19 protein-coding genes are annotated in these 17,817 nt (G+C 56.9%); 8 read left to right on the plus strand and 11 right to left on the minus strand.

Features of this window, described 5'->3' with window-relative positions; genetic code table 11:
• Positions 1–75: 75 nt before the first annotated feature.
• The gene (gene mepM, locus GNG26_RS13740) at positions 76–1,398 is read right to left on the minus strand and encodes a murein DD-endopeptidase MepM (protein WP_114314610.1); all 1,323 of its coding nucleotides are present in this window, start codon (positions 1,396–1,398) and stop codon (positions 76–78) included.
• 15 nt (positions 1,399–1,413) lie between these two features.
• Positions 1,414–2,358, minus strand: coding sequence for a zinc ABC transporter substrate-binding protein ZnuA (znuA, locus tag GNG26_RS13745; protein WP_139157123.1), 945 nt, complete (start codon positions 2,356–2,358; stop codon positions 1,414–1,416).
• Positions 2,359–2,435: 77 nt separating this feature from the next.
• Here znuA and znuC point away from each other — a divergent pair, with 77 nt between their 5' ends.
• Positions 2,436–3,191, plus strand: coding sequence for a zinc ABC transporter ATP-binding protein ZnuC (gene znuC, locus GNG26_RS13750; protein ID WP_103822382.1), 756 nt, complete (start codon positions 2,436–2,438; stop codon positions 3,189–3,191).
• Entirely contained in the window at positions 3,188–3,973 is a 786-nt protein-coding gene (znuB, locus tag GNG26_RS13755; RefSeq protein ID WP_103180061.1) for a zinc ABC transporter permease subunit ZnuB, read from the plus strand. The genes znuC and znuB overlap by 4 nt, the downstream gene beginning before the upstream one ends.
• A gap of 58 nt (positions 3,974–4,031) precedes the next feature.
• Here the strand turns inward: znuB and ruvB are convergent, their stop codons facing one another.
• The 6 genes from ruvB to aspS all read right to left on the minus strand — a co-directional run bounded on the left by ruvB (position 4,032) and on the right by aspS (position 9,287).
• Positions 4,032–5,042, minus strand: coding sequence for a Holliday junction branch migration DNA helicase RuvB (ruvB, locus tag GNG26_RS13760; protein ID WP_103180062.1), 1,011 nt, complete (start codon positions 5,040–5,042; stop codon positions 4,032–4,034).
• Between the two features lie 8 nt (positions 5,043–5,050).
• Positions 5,051–5,662, minus strand: coding sequence for a Holliday junction branch migration protein RuvA (gene ruvA, locus GNG26_RS13765; RefSeq protein ID WP_103180063.1), 612 nt, complete (start codon positions 5,660–5,662; stop codon positions 5,051–5,053).
• A gap of 83 nt (positions 5,663–5,745) precedes the next feature.
• Entirely contained in the window at positions 5,746–6,267 is a 522-nt protein-coding gene (gene ruvC, locus GNG26_RS13770; RefSeq protein ID WP_103180064.1) for a crossover junction endodeoxyribonuclease RuvC, read from the minus strand.
• Between the two features lie 34 nt (positions 6,268–6,301).
• Complete coding sequence (locus tag GNG26_RS13775; RefSeq protein WP_103180065.1) at positions 6,302–7,042, minus strand: YebC/PmpR family DNA-binding transcriptional regulator; 741 nt, start codon at positions 7,040–7,042, stop codon at positions 6,302–6,304.
• A 27-nt stretch (positions 7,043–7,069) separates the two neighbouring features.
• A complete protein-coding gene (nudB, locus tag GNG26_RS13780; RefSeq protein WP_103180066.1) occupies positions 7,070–7,513 on the minus strand; it encodes a dihydroneopterin triphosphate diphosphatase in 444 nt (147 codons plus the stop codon).
• A 1-nt stretch (position 7,514) separates the two neighbouring features.
• Entirely contained in the window at positions 7,515–9,287 is a 1,773-nt protein-coding gene (gene aspS, locus GNG26_RS13785; RefSeq protein ID WP_156239135.1) for an aspartate--tRNA ligase, read from the minus strand.
• A gap of 240 nt (positions 9,288–9,527) precedes the next feature.
• Between aspS and GNG26_RS13790 the strand changes: the two genes are divergently transcribed.
• The 5 genes from GNG26_RS13790 to cmoB are packed head-to-tail and all read left to right on the plus strand — an operon-like array spanning position 9,528 to position 13,104.
• Entirely contained in the window at positions 9,528–10,094 is a 567-nt protein-coding gene (locus GNG26_RS13790) for a hydrolase (RefSeq protein WP_103822386.1), read from the plus strand.
• Positions 10,091–10,909: a DUF72 domain-containing protein gene (locus GNG26_RS13795; RefSeq protein ID WP_156239137.1), complete on the plus strand. Its 819-nt coding sequence runs from the start codon at positions 10,091–10,093 to the stop codon at positions 10,907–10,909. Before GNG26_RS13790 ends, GNG26_RS13795 begins: the two co-directional genes overlap by 4 nt.
• Before the next feature lie 50 nt (positions 10,910–10,959).
• Complete coding sequence (locus GNG26_RS13800) at positions 10,960–11,355, plus strand: MAPEG family protein (RefSeq protein WP_103180070.1); 396 nt, start codon at positions 10,960–10,962, stop codon at positions 11,353–11,355.
• A gap of 40 nt (positions 11,356–11,395) precedes the next feature.
• Positions 11,396–12,136, plus strand: a complete 741-nt coding sequence (cmoA, locus tag GNG26_RS13805) for a carboxy-S-adenosyl-L-methionine synthase CmoA (RefSeq protein WP_103822388.1) — start codon at positions 11,396–11,398, stop codon at positions 12,134–12,136.
• Positions 12,133–13,104 (plus strand): tRNA 5-methoxyuridine(34)/uridine 5-oxyacetic acid(34) synthase CmoB, encoded by a 972-nt coding sequence (gene cmoB / locus GNG26_RS13810; protein WP_103822389.1) that lies wholly within the window; start codon positions 12,133–12,135, stop codon positions 13,102–13,104. The genes cmoA and cmoB overlap by 4 nt, the downstream gene beginning before the upstream one ends.
• A gap of 151 nt (positions 13,105–13,255) precedes the next feature.
• On the opposite strand, the gene cutC is transcribed toward cmoB, so the two are convergent.
• Both cutC and GNG26_RS13820 read right to left on the minus strand, forming a co-directional pair.
• On the minus strand, positions 13,256–13,999 hold the full coding sequence (gene cutC, locus GNG26_RS13815) for a copper homeostasis protein CutC (RefSeq protein WP_156239139.1): 744 nt from the start codon (positions 13,997–13,999) through the stop codon (positions 13,256–13,258).
• A gap of 84 nt (positions 14,000–14,083) precedes the next feature.
• Positions 14,084–14,644, minus strand: coding sequence for a VOC family protein (locus GNG26_RS13820; protein WP_156240194.1), 561 nt, complete (start codon positions 14,642–14,644; stop codon positions 14,084–14,086).
• Positions 14,645–14,818: 174 nt separating this feature from the next.
• Here GNG26_RS13820 and argS point away from each other — a divergent pair, with 174 nt between their 5' ends.
• Positions 14,819–16,552 (plus strand): arginine--tRNA ligase, encoded by a 1,734-nt coding sequence (gene argS / locus GNG26_RS13825; RefSeq protein WP_156239141.1) that lies wholly within the window; start codon positions 14,819–14,821, stop codon positions 16,550–16,552.
• 124 nt (positions 16,553–16,676) lie between these two features.
• On the opposite strand, the gene GNG26_RS13830 is transcribed toward argS, so the two are convergent.
• Complete coding sequence (locus GNG26_RS13830) at positions 16,677–17,816, minus strand: glycoside hydrolase family 105 protein (RefSeq protein ID WP_156239143.1); 1,140 nt, start codon at positions 17,814–17,816, stop codon at positions 16,677–16,679.
• Between the last annotated feature and the right edge of the window lies 1 nt (position 17,817).

Consider the following 17,817-nt stretch of genomic DNA (forward strand, 5'->3'; position numbering starts at 1 on the left):
AGTTTAGCGAGGCCATGTGCAACGCACAAAAGAAAAAGCCGGTGCAGGAGTGCACCGGCTTTTATCGCTGCTGAATTAATTCAGGGTCAGCTGCGGAATAACTTCTTTGACCTGTGCCAGATAATCGCTGCGGTCTTTACCGGTCAGCCCTTCGGTGCGCGGCAGCTTCGCCGTTAACGGGTTAACCGCCTGCTGGTTGATCCACACTTCATAGTGCAGATGCGGGCCGGTAGAACGCCCGGTATTGCCCGACAGCGCAATACGGTCGCCACGTTTGACCTTCTGGCCAGGCTTCACCAGCAGCTTACGCAGGTGCATATAGCGCGTGGTGTAGGTGCGCCCGTGACGTATGGCGACATAATAGCCCGCCGCGCCACTGCGTTTTGCCATGACCACTTCGCCGTCACCGACTGCCAGAACAGGCGTACCCTGCGGCATGGCGAAATCCACCCCACGGTGCGGCGCAACACGGCCAGTGACCGGGTTCAGACGACGCGGGTTAAAGTTCGAAGAGACGCGGAACTGTTTCGAGGTCGGGAAGCGTAAAAAGCCTTTCGCCAGACCCGTACCGTTACGATCGTAGAATTTACCGTCTTCGGCGCGGATGGCGTAATAGTCTTTACCATCCGTGCGTAGACGGACGCCCAGTAGCTGGCTCTGTTCGCGCTTGCCGTCCAGCATTTCGCGGGACATCAGCACCGAAAACGAATCGCCTTTTTTCAGCTTACGGAAGTCCATCTGCCACTGCATGGCTTTGATCACCGAGCTGATTTCACCGCTGGTCAGCCCCGCATCACGGGCGCTGGCAACAAAACTACCGCCGCTTAAGGTGCCTTTGATGGCGCTGTTAACCCAGTCACCCTGCTGCATTTCACTGCTCATCTTGAAACCGTTTTCAGTACGATCGTAAGTGCGGGTTTCACGACGGGAGACTTCCCAGGTCAGGCGCTGCAAGTCACCGTTATCGGTGAGGGTCCAGGAGAGCTGTTGACCGATTTTCAGGTTTCGCAGATCTTTATCAGACGCAGCAAGCTGGCTGATTTCACCCATTTCAATGCCGTACTGGTTCAGAACGCTGCTTAATGTATCGCCCGTTGACACGACATATTCGTGTACGCCCACTTCGGCTTCGGTCTTTTCATCAAGCTCATCCTGCGGAATAGCTTCTTCTTCCTGTGGGGCCTGGTCGATAGGTTCACTGGCTTCCGGCAGCAGGGAGCGAATTTCACTCTTTTCCAGCTCAATGGTTCTGATAACTGGCGCGGAATTTGGGTGGTAAATATAGGGCCGCCAGACGGCGACCGCTAAGGTGAGAACTGTAAGCGACCCCAGCATGACGCGGTGGGGCCGGGGCAGATTGTTAAATGCCAGGGCGACAGAGCGGGCTATCTGTTGCACGTAATCACTTCCTCGTTAATCTCCTTTCAGGCAGCTCGCATACTGGTTCGCCAGTTGGCTGAGGAACTGCGAATAGCTCGCTTTGCTCAACTGGATAGAGGTTCCCAATGGATCAAGGGTGCCCATACGTACGGACGTTCCCCTTGCCACGGCTTCAACGACCGCTGGCCTGAACTGTGGCTCAGCAAAAACGCAGGTCGCTTTTTGCTCAACCAACTGTGTTCTGATTTCATGTAAACGCTGCGCACCAGGTTGAATTTCTGGATTCACGGTGAAGTGGCCAAGCGGCGTAAGACCGTAGTGTTTTTCGTAGTAGCCATAGGCATCATGAAAAACGAAATATCCCTTACCTTTCAATGGTGCGAGCTCGGTACCCACCTGCTTATCGGTTGCGGCAAGTTGTGCCTCAAAATCCTTCAGGTTGGCGTCTAGTTTGGCTCGACTTTGCGGCATAAGTTCCACTAATTTTTCATGGATTGCAACCGCTGACAGCCGCGCTATTTCTGGTGAAAGCCAAAGGTGCATGTTGTAGTCACCGTGATGGTGATGCTCATCACCTTTTTCCTCTGCACCATGGCCATGATCGTGGTCGTGATCGTCATCATCCGCCCCTTTCATGAGAAGCGGTTTCACACCTGCAAGGCCAGAGATGTTAACCTGTTTAGCGTCAGGCAGCTGACTCGCTGACTTTTGCATGAAGGCTTCCATCTCCGGGCCAATCCATACTACTAAGTCCGCGTTTTGTAAACGTTTTACGTCCGAAGGGCGCAGAGAATAGTCATGCTCTGACGCACCATCAGGTAATAAAACCTGGGTTTCTGTGACGCCATCTGCAATAGCTGAAGCGATAAAACCGAGCGGTTTAAGCGAAGCGACAACGGCGGCGTTAACATCTTGTACTGCGGTACCCCAAAGGGCGGCGGATAATCCAGCGAAAAGAAGCGTATTTTTCTGTAACATAATGCGACTAATCATCGTAATGAACATGTGGAATGTGATATTATAACATTCGATGACTTCTGCAAGCATAAATTGATATGACGACTTTGGTTTCTCTCGAAAATATTTCGGTTTCATTTGGTCAGCGCCGCGTCCTCTCTGACGTTTCGCTGGATCTGAAGCCAGGCAAAATTCTGACATTGCTCGGCCCCAATGGCGCGGGTAAATCAACACTGGTGCGGGTTGTACTCGGTCTGGTAGCACCCGATGCAGGCCTGATCAAGCGTGACCGGCAGCTACGTATTGGCTATGTCCCTCAGAAACTGCATCTGGACGCCACGCTGCCGCTGACGGTCAGCCGTTTCCTGCGTCTGCGTCCCGATACGCGTAAAGAGGATATTCTTCCGGCGCTCAAGCGGGTGCAGGCCGGGCATCTTATCGACGCGCCCCTGCAAAAGCTCTCCGGTGGCGAAACCCAGCGTGTGCTGCTGGCCCGCGCCCTGCTGAATAAGCCGCAGCTGCTGGTGCTCGACGAGCCGACTCAGGGTGTGGATGTCAACGGCCAGGTTGCCCTGTATGACCTCATCGATCAGCTGCGTAAAGAGCTGGACTGCGCCGTCCTGATGGTGTCGCACGACCTGCATCTGGTCATGGCGAAAACGGACGAAGTGCTCTGTCTGAACCATCACATCTGCTGCTCCGGCACGCCGGAAGTGGTCTCCATGCATCCGGAGTTTATCTCGATGTTTGGTCCTCGCGGTGCCGAACAGCTGGGCATTTATCGCCACCATCACAACCACCGCCATGATTTGCAGGGACGCATTGTCCTTCGCCGGGGAAACGGTAACTCATGATTGAACTCTTACTGCCCGGCTGGCTGGCCGGGATGATGCTCGCCTGCGCGGCGGGTCCACTGGGCTCGTTTGTTGTCTGGCGCCGGATGTCCTACTTTGGCGATACGCTGGCGCACGCTTCCCTACTGGGGGTGGCGTTTGGTTTGCTGCTGGATGTGAATCCTTTCTACGCGGTGATTGTGGTTACGCTGCTGCTGGCCGCTGGCCTGGTCTGGCTGGAGAAGCGCCCGCATCTGGCGGTGGATACGCTGCTTGGGATCATGGCTCACAGCGCCCTATCGCTGGGTCTGGTGGTAGTCAGCCTGATGTCCAATATTCGCGTGGATCTGATGGCCTATCTGTTTGGCGATCTGCTGGCGGTGACGCCTGATGATCTGATCGCCATTGCCATCGGGGTGGTAATAGTCCTCGCAATCCTGCTGTGGCAGTGGCGTAACCTGCTGGCGATGACCATCAGCCCGGATTTAGCCTTTGTTGATGGCGTGAAGCTGCAACGCGTGAAACTGCTGCTGATGCTGGTCACCGCCCTGACCATTGGCGTGGCGATGAAGTTTGTCGGGGCGCTGATCATCACCTCACTGCTGATTATCCCAGCCGCCACCGCCCGTCGTTTTGCCCGTACGCCGGAGCAGATGGCCGGTGTGGCCGTGGGTGTGGGGATGATTGCCGTCACCGGCGGGCTCACCTTCTCGGCGTTTTACGACACCCCTGCCGGACCGTCGGTAGTGCTGTGTGCGGCAGTGCTGTTTATCTTCAGCATGATGAAGAAACCAGCCAGCTGAGGTTATTAATTGCCCGGTGGCGCTACGCTTACCGGGCCTACTTAAAACCAACCGCCAGTTACGGCATCTCCGGCGGCGTAATGCCAAAGTGATCCCAGGCCCGCACCGTCGCCATGCGCCCGCGCGGCGTACGCTGCAAAAAGCCCTGCTGGATCAGATAGGGCTCCAGCACATCTTCAATTGTCTCACGCTCTTCGCCAATCGCTGCCGCCAGGTTATCAAGCCCGACCGGCCCGCCAAAGAATTTATCCAGCACCGCCAGCAGCAGCTTGCGGTCCATATAGTCAAATCCTTCGGCATCGACGTTCAGCATATCCAGCGCCTGGGCGGCGATCTCATGCGAAATAGTGCCGTCGTGTTTCACTTCGGCAAAATCACGCACCCTGCGCAGCAGCCGGTTGGCAATACGTGGCGTCCCGCGGGAACGCTTCGCCACTTCAAAGGCCCCCTCTTCGCTCATATCCAGCCCCATAAAGCGCGCGCTGCGGCTGACGATGTGCTGGAGATCGGGCACCTGATAAAACTCAAGACGCTGCACAATGCCGAAACGATCGCGCAGCGGTGAGGTTAACGACCCCGCGCGGGTGGTGGCGCCAATCAGCGTGAAAGGCGGCAGATCGATCTTAATCGAACGCGCTGCCGGACCTTCGCCAATCATGATATCCAGCTGGTAATCTTCCATCGCCGGATAGAGCACCTCTTCCACCACCGGTGACAGGCGGTGGATCTCATCGATAAACAGCACGTCGTGGGGTTCAAGGTTGGTCAGCATCGCCGCCAGATCCCCTGCCTTTTCCAGCACCGGGCCGGAGGTGGTGCGCAGGTTCACGCCCATCTCATTGGCGACGATATTGGCGAGGGTCGTTTTCCCGAGCCCCGGCGGGCCGAAAATCAACAGGTGATCGAGGGCATCGCCGCGAAGTTTCGCCGCCTGGATAAAGATCTCCATCTGCGAACGCACCTGCGGCTGGCCAATATACTCATCAAGCAGTTTCGGGCGGATCGCCCTGTCCACCAGATCTTCTGTCTGAACACTGCCTGCCGAGACCAGACGGTCTGCTTCAATCATCCTTTACCTCACAATGCGGCGCGCAGCGCTTCACGAATCAGGGTTTCACTGGTGGCGTCCGGTTTAGCCACTTTGCTAATCATCCGGCTCGCTTCCTGAGGTTTATAGCCCAGCGCCACCAGCGCGGCAACCGCTTCCTGTTCCGCATCGTCTGTTGCCGGGCCAGCCGGTGAGGTCAGCACCAGGTCGGCGGCAGGGGTAAACAGATCGCCATGCAGACCTTTAAAGCGATCTTTCATCTCGACAATCAGGCGCTCGGCCGTTTTCTTACCGATGCCAGGGAGCTTAACCAGGGCAGCGGGATCTTCACGCTCTACGGCGTTAACAAACTGCGGAGCCGACATCCCGGAGAGGATCGCCAGCGCCAGTTTTGGCCCCACGCCGTTGGTTTTAATCAGCTCTTTAAACAGGGTGCGTTCCTGCTTGTTGTTAAAGCCATACAGCAGCTGGGCATCTTCACGCACCACAAAGTGGGTAAAGACAATCGCTTCCTTGCCCGCGTCCGGCAATTCATAGAAACAGGTCATTGGCATATGGACTTCGTAGCCCACGCCTCCGGTCTCAAGCAGCACTATCGGGGGTTGTTTTTCTAGAATGATGCCTCTGAGTCTGCCTATCACGTGACGCTCCTGCGTTAAGGGCTAAAAGTTACCGCTGCCATAATAAAAAAAGGCTGGATAAACATCCAGCCTGATTTTTACATTTAGCGCAATCGACCGCGCGCCAGATTGAGCCGCGATTCGCTCATCTGCACCGCATTCTGGCTGATGTGGCAATGGGTAATGGCGATCGCCAGGGCATCGGCAGCATCCGCCTGCGGATTGGCGGGCAGTTTAAGCAGGGTACGCACCATGTGCTGCACCTGGCTTTTTTCCGCACTGCCAATTCCCACCACGGTCTGCTTAACCTGCCGTGCGGCGTATTCAAACACCGGCAGATCCTGATTCACCGCCGCAACAATCGCCACGCCGCGCGCCTGGCCAAGCTTCAGCGCCGAGTCGGCGTTTTTCGCCATAAATACCTGTTCAATGGCGAAATAGTCCGGCTGGAACTGGGTGATGATCTCCGTCACGCCCGCATAGATCAGCTTCAGGCGCGACGGCAGATCGTCCACTTTGGTACGGATACACCCACTGCCCAGGTAGGTCAACTGTCGCCCGACCTGACGGATAACGCCATAACCGGTGATGCGTGAGCCCGGGTCAATACCGAGAATAATTGCCATCACGCCGCTCCGGTTATTGGTTTACGTTGGGCCATTACAGCGTAGCCGCAACCTCGTCGGAGATTTCACCGTTGTGGTAGACTTCCTGCACATCGTCGCAATCTTCGAGCATATCGATCAGACGCAGCAGTTTTGGTGCGGTTTCCGCATCCATATCCGCTTTGGTGGACGGGATCATGGAGACTTCAGCCGCGTCGGCTTTCAGGCCCGCCGCTTCCAGTGCATCACGCACCGCGCCCATCTCTTCCCATGCGGTATAGACGTCAATCGCGCCGTCGTCATAGGTCACCACATCTTCAGCACCGGCTTCCAGCGCCGCTTCCATGATCACATCTTCGTCGCCTTTCTCGAAGGAGATGACGCCTTTTTTGCTGAACAGGTAGGCAACGGAACCGTCGGTACCCAGGTTGCCACCGGTTTTGCTGAAGGCATGACGCACTTCCGCCACGGTACGGTTACGGTTGTCGGACAGACATTCAACCATGACCGCTGTACCGCCAGGACCGTAACCTTCATAAATGATGGTTTCCATGTTCGCGTCTTCATCGCCGCCTACGCCACGGGCGATAGCACGGTTCAGGGTGTCGCGGGTCATGTTGTTGCTCAGCGCTTTATCGATCGCTGCGCGCAGACGCGGGTTGGAACCGGCATCGCCGCCACCCAGACGGGCTGCGGTGACCAGCTCGCGAATGATTTTGGTAAAGATCTTACCGCGTTTGGCATCCTGTGCCGCTTTGCGGTGTTTGGTGTTGGCCCACTTACTATGACCTGCCATAAAAATATCCTCAAAGAGCGCGCCCTTTCAGGCGGCGTTAATTACAAATTCTTCAATCGCCTGCCGGTTGCTCCACGACTTGGTTAACGCCGCAGCTTCGGTCGCATTAACCCAGCGGTAGGTCAAATGTTCGGTGAACACGATCTCCCGTTCGTGGGGAAGCGCAAGGCAGAACCAGGATTCTGTATTGCGTTCAGTCCCCGGCGCATAGCGATGACGTAAATGACTAAAAATTTCAAACTCCACCGTGCGCTGACAGTCCTTCAGGGTCAGTTGCTCGCGAGCAACGTCAATGGTGACCTCTTCCTTTACTTCGCGCGCGGCGGCCTGCAACGCGGTTTCTCCCTCCTCCAGGCTGCCGGTTACCGACTGCCAGAAGGCGGGATCGTCGCGTCGCTGCAACATCAGCACCCGCTTCGTGTCTTCTGCATAAATGATCACTAACACGGAAACGGGAAGCTTATATGCCATATCAGTTTTTCTCTTCCTTTTTCACCACTTCGATACCCAGCTCGCTCAGGGCGGTTGGGTTAGCAAAGCTTGGCGCTTCGGTCATCAGACACGCCGCGGCGGTGGTTTTCGGGAAGGCGATAACATCACGAATGTTGTCGGTACCGGTCAGCAGCATGGTCAGGCGATCCAGACCAAAGGCCAGGCCCGCGTGCGGCGGAGTACCGTACTTCAGCGCGTCCAGCAGGAAGCCAAACTTCTCGCGCTGCTCTTGTTCGTTGATGCCCAGAATACCAAACACGGTCTGCTGCATTTCACCGCTGTAGATACGCACGGAACCGCCACCCACTTCGTAGCCGTTGATGACCATATCGTAGGCATTCGCCACAGCATCTTCCGGCGCCGCTTTCAGCTCTGCCGCGCTCATATCTTTCGGCGAGGTGAACGGGTGGTGCATAGCGGTCAGGCCGCCTTCGCCGTCGTCTTCAAACATTGGGAAGTCGATAACCCACAGCGGCGCCCATTTGGCTTCGTCGGTCAGGTTCAGATCTTTACCCAACTTCAGACGCAGTGCGCCCATTGAATCGGCAACCACTTTCTTGTTGTCTGCCCCGAAGAAGATCATGTCGCCGTCCTGGGCTTCGGTGCGCGCCAGGATGGATTCGACGATCTCAGCATTCAGGAATTTCGCCACCGGGCTGGTGATGCCTTCGATGCCTTTCGCGCGCTCGGTGACTTTGATATAAGCCAGGCCTTTCGCGCCATAAATCTTGATGAAGTTACCGTAGTCGTCGATCTGCTTACGGCTCAGGCTTGCACCGCCCGGTACGCGCAGGGCAGCCACGCGGCCTTTCGGATCGTTAGCCGGGCCGGAGAAGACCGCAAACTCTACGCCTTTCACCAGGTCGGCAACGTCCACCAGCTCCATCGGGTTACGCAGGTCTGGCTTGTCGGAGCCGTAACGGCGCTCGGCTTCGGCGAAGGTCATGATCGGGAAGTCGCCCAGATCCACACCCTTCACGTCCAGCCACAGGCTGCGTACCAGCGCTTCCATCACTTCACGCACCTGCTCGGCAGTCATGAAGGAGGTCTCGACGTCGATCTGGGTAAATTCTGGCTGACGGTCAGCGCGCAGGTCTTCGTCACGGAAGCATTTGACGATCTGATAGTAGCGGTCGAAACCGGACATCATTAGCAGCTGTTTGAACAGCTGAGGAGACTGTGGCAGCGCGTAGAATTTGCCTTTATGGACGCGGGATGGCACGAGGTAGTCGCGTGCGCCTTCCGGGGTCGCTTTGGTCAGCATCGGGGTTTCGATATCGAGAAAACCGTGATCGTCCATAAAGCGGCGCACCAGGCTGGTGATTTTCGCGCGGGTTTTCAGGCGTTCGGCCATTTCCGGGCGACGCAGATCGAGGTAGCGATATTTCAGACGCGCTTCTTCGGTATTGACGTGGTTGAAATCCAGCGGCAGCGATTCTGAACGGTTGATGATGGTCAGATCGGTCGCCAGCACTTCGATTTCGCCGGTCGCCATGTCGCTGTTGATGTTTTTCTCGTCACGCGCACGCACGGTACCGGTCACCTGGATGCAGAACTCGTTACGCAGTTCAGCTGCCAGCTTTAACGCATCGGCGCGGTCTGGATCGAAAAACACCTGCACGATGCCTTCACGGTCGCGCATATCGATAAAGATAAGGCTGCCAAGATCACGACGACGGTTGACCCAACCACACAAGGTCACCTGCTGTCCGACGTGGGACTGACGCAGCTGCCCGCAATATTCTGTACGCATGAGATATCCCTTAACTTAGCCGCAGGCTACTATGTCGCAGCTTTTTGTATGTCAAACTGGATGAAAAAAGGCGGCTATTATACTGGAAATTCCGCCAGACGATAAGAGAGAAGCGCGCCATGCGCGCGTTTGCTGCTCGCATCTTGCATATTCTCACAAAATTTAACAAAAATATCAGACCTGGAACAGGCTGGCTCAGCGTAAGGTATTAGCATGGCTCACTATTTAACAGGAAAAACCATGTTCACACTCGACGCTGCCCGTACCGCCCTTGTGGTGATTGATTTACAGGAAGGGATCCTGCCCTTTGCCGGTGGCCCGCATACCGCTCAGGATGTGGTCAGCCGCAGTGCACGTCTGGCGGAAAAATGCCGCACCAGCGGCTCGCCGGTGGTGATGGTCCGCGTGGGCTGGTCCGCTGATTTCGCCGAGGCGCTGAAGCAGCCGGTAGATGCACAAGCCCCTGCCCATGCTCTGCCGGAAAACTGGTGGGACTACCCGCTGTCACTGGGTAAGCAAGAGAGCGATATCGAAGTGACCAAGCGCCAGTGGGGCGCGTTTTACGGCACCGATCTTGAGTTACAGCTGCGTCGTCGCGGCATCGATACGATCATTCTGTGTGGGATCTCCACCAATATTGGCGTCGAATCCACCGCCCGCAACGCCTGGGAGCTGGGCTTTAACCTGGTGATTGCCGAAGATGCCTGCAGCGCAGCCTCGGCCGAGCAGCACCTCGGCAGTATGACGAATATCTTCCCGCGTATTGGCCGGGTACGCAGCACCGAAGAGATAATCAACGCACTATGATCTATCTGGGGTTACCCCAATGGTCGCACCCGAAATGGGTGCGGCTGGGCATAACGGGTCTTGAAGAGTACGCCCGCCACTTTAATTGTGTGGAGGGTAACACCACGCTCTATGCCCTGCCTAAACCTGAAGTGGTGGCGCGCTGGCGAGAGCAGACCAGCGACGACTTTCGTTTCTGCTTTAAATTCCCGGCCACCATCTCCCATCAGGCTGCGCTGCGTAACTGTGACGATTTAACCGCAGAATTTTTTACCCGCCTGTCGCCGCTGGCCAACCGCATCGGCCAGTACTGGGTACAGCTCCCCGCCACCTTTGGCCCACGCGATCTGCCCGCGCTATGGCAGTTTCTTGATGCCCTGCCCCGGGAGTTCACTTATGGCGTTGAGGTTCGTCATCCTGAGTTCTTCATGAAAGGCGAGGCGGAGAAAGCGCTTAACCGCGGTCTGCATGAGCGCGGCGTCAATCGCACCATTCTCGACAGCCGCCCGGTTCACGCCGCCGTGCCGCACAACGAGGCCATCATCGACGCTCAGCGTAAAAAACCGAAGGTACCAGTTCATGCGGTAATGACCGCCAGCAATCCAATGGTGCGTTTTATCGGCAGCGACAACATGCCGCAAAACCAGGCGCTGTTTGCTGTCTGGTTACAGACCCTGGCGAAGTGGGAACAGACCGCCACGCCGTATCTTTTTTTGCATACCCCTGATATCGCCCAGGCGCCGCAACTGGTCGATGCTCTCTGGCACGCCTTGCAGACCGTGGCGCCGTCCATTGGCGACGCTCCCACAATCCCGCAACAATCTTCTCTTTTCTGAGCTCACCCCCTATCATAGAAGTGCCATCTGCCAAAAAACAGGGAGTTTGTATGGTTTGCGCGCTGTATGCGGTACTGGGTGCGTTGCTGTTAATCAAGTTTTCGTTCGATATTGCGCGCCTGCGGATGTTGTACCGCGTCTCTTATGGCGACGGAGGTTTCTCTGAGTTGCAAACCGCAATCCGCATTCATGGCAATGCGGTGGAATATCTCCCGGCGGCACTGATCTTGCTGTTATTTATGGAAATGAATGGCGCAGAGACCTGGATGGTGCACGTCTGCGGCCTGCTGCTGATCCTTGGGCGCCTGATGCACTACTATGGTCTCCATCAGCGTCTGTTCCGCTGGCGCCGCTCCGGCATGAGCGCGACCTGGTGTTCGCTTGTGCTAATGGTGCTGGCTAACCTGTGGTATATGCCCTGGGAGTTGGTTTTCTCCCTGCATTAGCGCACAATACGCCCCTTTATTTATCCCGGATTTTTACGTTATGTCAGATCGCGACACGCTTTTTTCTGCGCCTATCGCCAGTCTGGGCGACTGGACCTTTGATGAACGGGTGGCTGAAGTCTTCCCGGATATGATCCAGCGCTCGGTCCCCGGCTACTCTAATATCATCTCCATGATCGGCATGCTGGCGGAACGTTTTGTTCAGCCGGACACGCAGGTCTACGATCTGGGATGTTCGCTGGGCGCAGCCACGCTGTCGGTTCGTCGTAATATTAAGCACGACGGTTGCAAAATTATCGCTGTGGACAACTCACCGGCCATGGTCGAACGCTGCCGCCGCCATATTGACGCCTGGAAAGCCCCGACCCCGGTAGAAGTGGTCGAAGGCGATATTCGCCATATCGAGATTAAAAACGCCTCGATGGTGGTGCTGAATTTTACCCTGCAATTCCTGGTGCCCGAAGACCGTCAGCTGTTGCTGGACAAAATTTATCAGGGGCTGAACCCTGGCGGCGCTCTGGTGCTTTCGGAAAAATTCAGTTTCGAAGATGCCACCGTCGGCGAACTGCTGTTCAACATGCACCACGATTTCAAACGTGCCAACGGCTACAGCGAGCTGGAGATCAGCCAGAAGCGCAGCATGCTGGAAAATGTGATGCTGACCGATTCGGTTGAAACCCACAAAGCCCGTCTGCACAAAGCCGGATTCGCGCACAGCGAGCTGTGGTTCCAGTGCTTCAACTTTGGCTCACTGGTGGCGCTGAAAGGCGGTAACGCATGATTGATTTCGGTAACTTTTATCAGCTGATTGCCAAAAACCACCTCTCCCACTGGCTGGAAACCCTGCCCGCGCAGATCGCCGCCTGGCAGCGTGAATCCCTGCACGGCCAGTTTAAGCAGTGGAAAAATGCGGTGGAATTTCTGCCAGAAATGACGCCCTATAAGCTCGACCTGCTGCACAGCGTTACCGCCGAGAGCGAACAGCCGCTGAGCGAAGGCCAGATGCTGCGTCTCGAAAACCTGATGCGCAACCTGATGCCTTGGCGCAAAGGGCCGTTTTCTCTCTACGGCATGCAGATTGACACCGAATGGCGTTCAGACTGGAAGTGGGAGCGCGTGCTGCCGCACCTCTCTGATTTAACCGGACGCACCATTCTGGATGTCGGCTGCGGCAGCGGCTATCACATGTGGCGTATGATTGGCGCAGGCGCCCATCTGGCGGTAGGCATCGACCCGACCCAGCTGTTCCTCTGCCAGTTCGAAGCGGTGCGCAAACTGCTGGGCAACGACCAGCGCGCGCACCTGCTGCCGCTGGGGATTGAGCAACTCCCGGCGCTGGCGGCGTTCGACACCGTCTTCTCGATGGGCGTGCTCTACCATCGCCGCTCCCCGCTGGAACACCTCTGGCAGCTGAAAGATCAGCTGGTCAACGGCGGTGAGCTGGTGCTGGAGACGCTGGTGGTGGAAGGGGATGAGAACACCGTGCTGGTGCCAGGGGATCGCTATGCCCAGATGCGTAACGTCTACTTTATTCCGTCGGCGCTGGCGCTGAAAAACTGGCTGGCGAAGTGCGGTTTTGTCGATATCCGCATCGCGGATGTCTGCCCTACCACTACCGACGAACAGCGCCGTACCGAGTGGATGACCACCGAATCTCTGGCCGAGTTCCTCGATCCGAATGACAGCAGCAAAACGATTGAAGGTTATCCAGCCCCGGTCCGCGCGGTGTTGATTGCCACTAAGCCGTGATTTTTGCCGGGTGGCGGCTTCGCCTTACCCGGCCTACAAAAACGGTGCCGTGTCGCCGGAAAATGCATAAAAAAAGACCCCTGTTGAATTTGCAGGGGCCTGGTACAAACAAGCATCATATTGGGCGACATGATGCGCGGTAAAAACTGTTTTAGCGACAATACCTTTCAATTATCGCCTTCATCTCTGCAACCGACTCTCCCTCGACGCCGTAGCGGGAATATTCATCCGCGTCGGCATCCGTCGACATCGACAAGCCGGTGTTGCGATAGCGCATGGGTGACGGCAACCACTTGCCTGCCGAGCTGTGCAACTCTTCCACCCCTGCCTGTAAAAACGTCTGCAGATTGGCGGCGCGAACGCCAGCACCCGCCATTATTATTGGAACACCTGATTGCGCTTTTAGTTCCTTAATTAATGAAATACCTTTTTCTGCGGAGGCGTGTTGACCCGAAGTCAGCACGCGCGCAACCCCCAGTTCCGCGAGGTTTTCAAAGGCTTGCCGTGGGTTTACGCACATATCGAAGGCGCGATGAAAAGTTATCGCCATCCCCTCTGCGGCGGCCATAATCTGGCGCATGCGCGGCATATCGATATGACCATCCTCATCGAGCAGACCGGTCACCAGCCCCGGAAAACCCAGCTCCTTGACGAGGGCGATATCCTCCAGCATGGCGTTAAATTCGCCGCTGCTGTAGCAAAAGTCCCCGCCGCGGGGGCGAATAATCGGGTGAACCGGAATGGTCACCGCCTGACGCACCGATTTCAGCACCCCATAAGAGGGGGTCAGCCCGCCCTCTTTCGGGGCGGCACAGAGTTCGATGCGATCGGCGCCATGCGCCTGTGCGGTCACGGCGCACTCCATGCTGTAACAACAGATCTCCAGCAATGCCACGAAGCCTCCTTATAGCCTGTTGGGTTTTGCATCATGCCATGCCGCCTTCCCCGCGACACAGCGTCACCTCACAACTCTTTCGCTTTATTGTTCACTGGCGACAATCTCTTCGATTGTCCAGGGGTGAAACTTCACCGTCACGCTGCCGTCGGTAACCGCCAGGGTCGGATTTGGCAGGCGCTCGCGCTCCCCTTTTGGCGAGCTGGTTTTCACAAAAATGCCCGGCTGACTTAAGCCCTCATCAGAGAGCAGCGCCAGGGCGCGGGCATTCAGGGTTTCCGGGTCGCCGGGCAGGACAATCTCGATATGCTCCCAGCCTTCGTGGGGGTAGCGTTTTTCACCCGGCCACGGCAGTTCAACCACCGTAAAGCGCCAGTGGGCGACGCAGACGGGTTCATGCAGCTTAAAGAGACAGATAGGACGACCATTGATGATGTTTTCCGAGAGCAGTTCGCCGCACTGCTCAAACCCGCGCCGCCAGCGCTCCGCAGTGGCATTCTGATGGCAGCGCAGGGAGATGTGGTCCGCCGCGAGCGGAGCGATATCCAGACCCAGGCGGGCGGAAAGCGCCGCAAAGGCGTTAGTGAAACGCGTTAAATCGGCTGCAATGTCCTGCAGGTCGTCAATAGATTGCCAGTTCGCCATCATCAGTACTCTTATCGTCATGCAAAAGCGTTAATTTACTCTGTTGCTGGCCTGCGACCAACCGCTGTTTTGAGCCAGTGCTGACGGCAACGGGCAATTGCAGTATACTCCCGGCCTAAATTCGTTAACGGGCGCGGCAACGTGATGCGCGCGTCAAAAATGTAAGGTATCCCGGTGAATATTCAGGCTCTTCTCTCAGAAAAAGTCAGTCAGGCACTGATTGCTGCAGGCGCACCTGCAGACTGTGAACCGCAGGTTCGTCAGTCCGCGAAAGTACAGTTTGGCGACTATCAGGCCAATGGCGTGATGGCCGTAGCGAAAAAACTGGGCATGGCGCCACGACAACTCGCAGAGCAGGTTCTGTCCCATCTGGATCTCAGCGGTATTGCCAGCAAAACCGAAATCGCCGGACCGGGCTTTATCAACATTTTCCTCGATCCTGCCTTCCTGGCGCAGAACGTCGATGCCGCGTTGCAGTCCGATCGTCTGGGTGTGGCGCAGCCGCAGCCTCAGACCATCGTCGTTGACTACTCTGCCCCGAACGTGGCGAAAGAGATGCACGTCGGCCATCTGCGCTCCACCATCATCGGTGATGCCGCGGTACGCACCCTGGAGTTCCTCGGCCACAACGTGATCCGCGCGAACCATGTCGGCGACTGGGGCACCCAGTTCGGGATGCTGATCGCCTGGCTGGAAAAGCAGCAGCAGGAAAATGCCGGTGAAATGGCCCTGGCGGACCTCGAAGGCTTCTACCGCGATGCGAAAAAGCACTACGACGAAGATGAAGCCTTTGCCGAGCGCGCCCGTAGCTACGTAGTGAAACTGCAGGGTGGCGATGCGTACTTCCTTGAGATGTGGCGCAAGCTGGTGGACATCACCATGTCCCAGAACCAGATCACCTATGACCGCCTGAACGTCACCCTGACCCGTAAGGACGTGATGGGTGAAAGCCTTTATAACTCAATGCTGGCCGGTATCGTGGCCGATCTGAAGGCCAAAGGCCTGGCGGTCGAAAGCGAAGGCGCGACGGTGGTGTTCCTTGATGAGTACAAAAACAAGGAAGGCGAACCGATGGGCGTCATCATCCAGAAAAAGGATGGCGGCTTCCTCTACACCACCACCGATATCGCCTGCGCGAAATACCGCTACGAAACCCTGCATGCGGATCGCGTCCTCTATTACATTGACTCCCGTCAGCACCAGCACCTGATGCAGGCATGGACCATCGTGCGTAAAGCGGGCTATGTACCGGACTCCGTACCGCTGGAGCACCACATGTTCGGCATGATGCTGGGTAAAGACGGCAAGCCGTTTAAAACCCGTGCGGGCGGCACCGTGAAGCTGGCGGATCTGCTGGACGAGGCGCTGGAGCGTGCCCGCCGTCTGGTGGCGGAGAAAAACCCGGATATGCCTGCCGATGAGCTGGAAAAACTGGCCAACGCCGTCGGCATCGGTGCGGTGAAATACGCGGATCTCTCCAAGAACCGGACCACCGACTACGTTTTCGACTGGGATAACATGCTGGCGTTCGAAGGTAACACCGCGCCGTACATGCAGTATGCCTACACTCGCGTGCTGTCTGTCTTCCGTAAGGCTGAGATCGACGAAAGCGTGCTGGTACAGGCTCAGGTGACCATCAGCGAAGATCGCGAAGCGCAGCTGGCGGCGCGCCTGCTGCAGTTTGAAGAGACGCTCTCCGTGGTCGCCCGCGACGGCACCCCGCACGTGATGTGTGCCTACCTGTACGATCTGGCGGGCCTGTTCTCCGGCTTCTACGAGCACTGCCCTATCCTCTCTGCCGAGAGCGAAGCGGTACGCAACAGCCGCCTGAAACTGGCGCAGCTGACGGCGAAGACCCTGAAGCTGGGTCTGGATACCCTGGGTATCGAAACCGTAGAGCGTATGTAACATCGGTGCCCGGTTAACGCCTGATGGCGCTTCAACCGGTTATCGAAATAACACAAAACCCGGCGCAAGCCGGGTTTTGTGTTTGTAGCCCCGGTAAGCGTAGCGCCACCGGGGAGTGCAGTGGTCAAAAATACTTGCGCAGATACTCCGTCAGACAGAGGATTGCCATCGCCTGACCATACGGCATTGAGGTCAACGGGATCTGGCGATAGAACTCCAGATCGCTGCCCATTCCGGTACCGAACGAGGTTTGCAGCAGTTCACCTTCCGGGGAGATGTTCTTCACGATCCCGCGAATGGCTCTCTCCGCCACCTCCGCATATTCGGCCCCCACATAGCGCTTGCGTACCGCCTTCAGGATCCCGTAGCTGAACCCGGCGGTGGCCGAGGCCTCCAGATAGGAGTTGGGATCGTCGAGCAATGTATGCCACAGGCCGCTCTCATCCTGACACTTCGCCAGGGCGGCAATCTGCGCGTTCAGCACCTGCACCAGATAGCGGCGCACGGCGTTGTTCTCCGGCAGTTCCACCAGCTCAAGGAAATCAGGAATAACGATCGTCAGCCAGCTGTTGCCGCGCGCCCAGCGGGCGTTGGCAAAGTTGTGGTGGCCGTCGTAGTTCCACCCGTGGAACCAGAGCCCGGTCTCCCGATCCATCAGATTCTGCACATGCAGCAGGAACTGATAGACCGCCTCCTCCACATATTCGGGTTTATTGAGCAGTTTACCAATCTTCGCCAGCGGCAGGACGGTCATCATCAGGGTGTCGTCCCACATCTGCTGGTGGTTCTCCTCCGCCAGGGTGATGTGCTGCATACCGCCGTGATCGGTGCGCGGCATCTCGTTCATCGCCCACTCCGCCCAGCTCTCCAGCCATGGCAGCCAGGCCGGGTTGCGCGTCTCTTCATAGCGATACGCGAGGGTCAAAAACGGCGACATGGTGTTGACGTTTTTGGTGGTGGCCCCTTCGGCAAAGCGATCGGCAAACCAGCTGTCGATGATATCGCGCATCGCTTCATCCCCGGTCTGGCAGTAATATTGCCAGATACCGTAGAGACCAACGCCGTGGGTCCACTCCCAGCCCGCCCAGCCTTTGGTGTCGATTACCCGCCCGTCGTCCAGCCGCAGTAAAAACTCGCCGGTTTTATCGTGAATGTTCACCAGGTTATGCGTCACGTTTTGGATCAGCGTTTTCAGTTCATCTCTGGCGATAAAACGCTCTGGCTGACGCAGTAACGGGCTATGTTTGACAGGCCAAACCTTCATA

This window comes from Leclercia sp. J807, assembly GCF_009734465.1.
Classification (GTDB): domain Bacteria; phylum Pseudomonadota; class Gammaproteobacteria; order Enterobacterales; family Enterobacteriaceae; genus Enterobacter.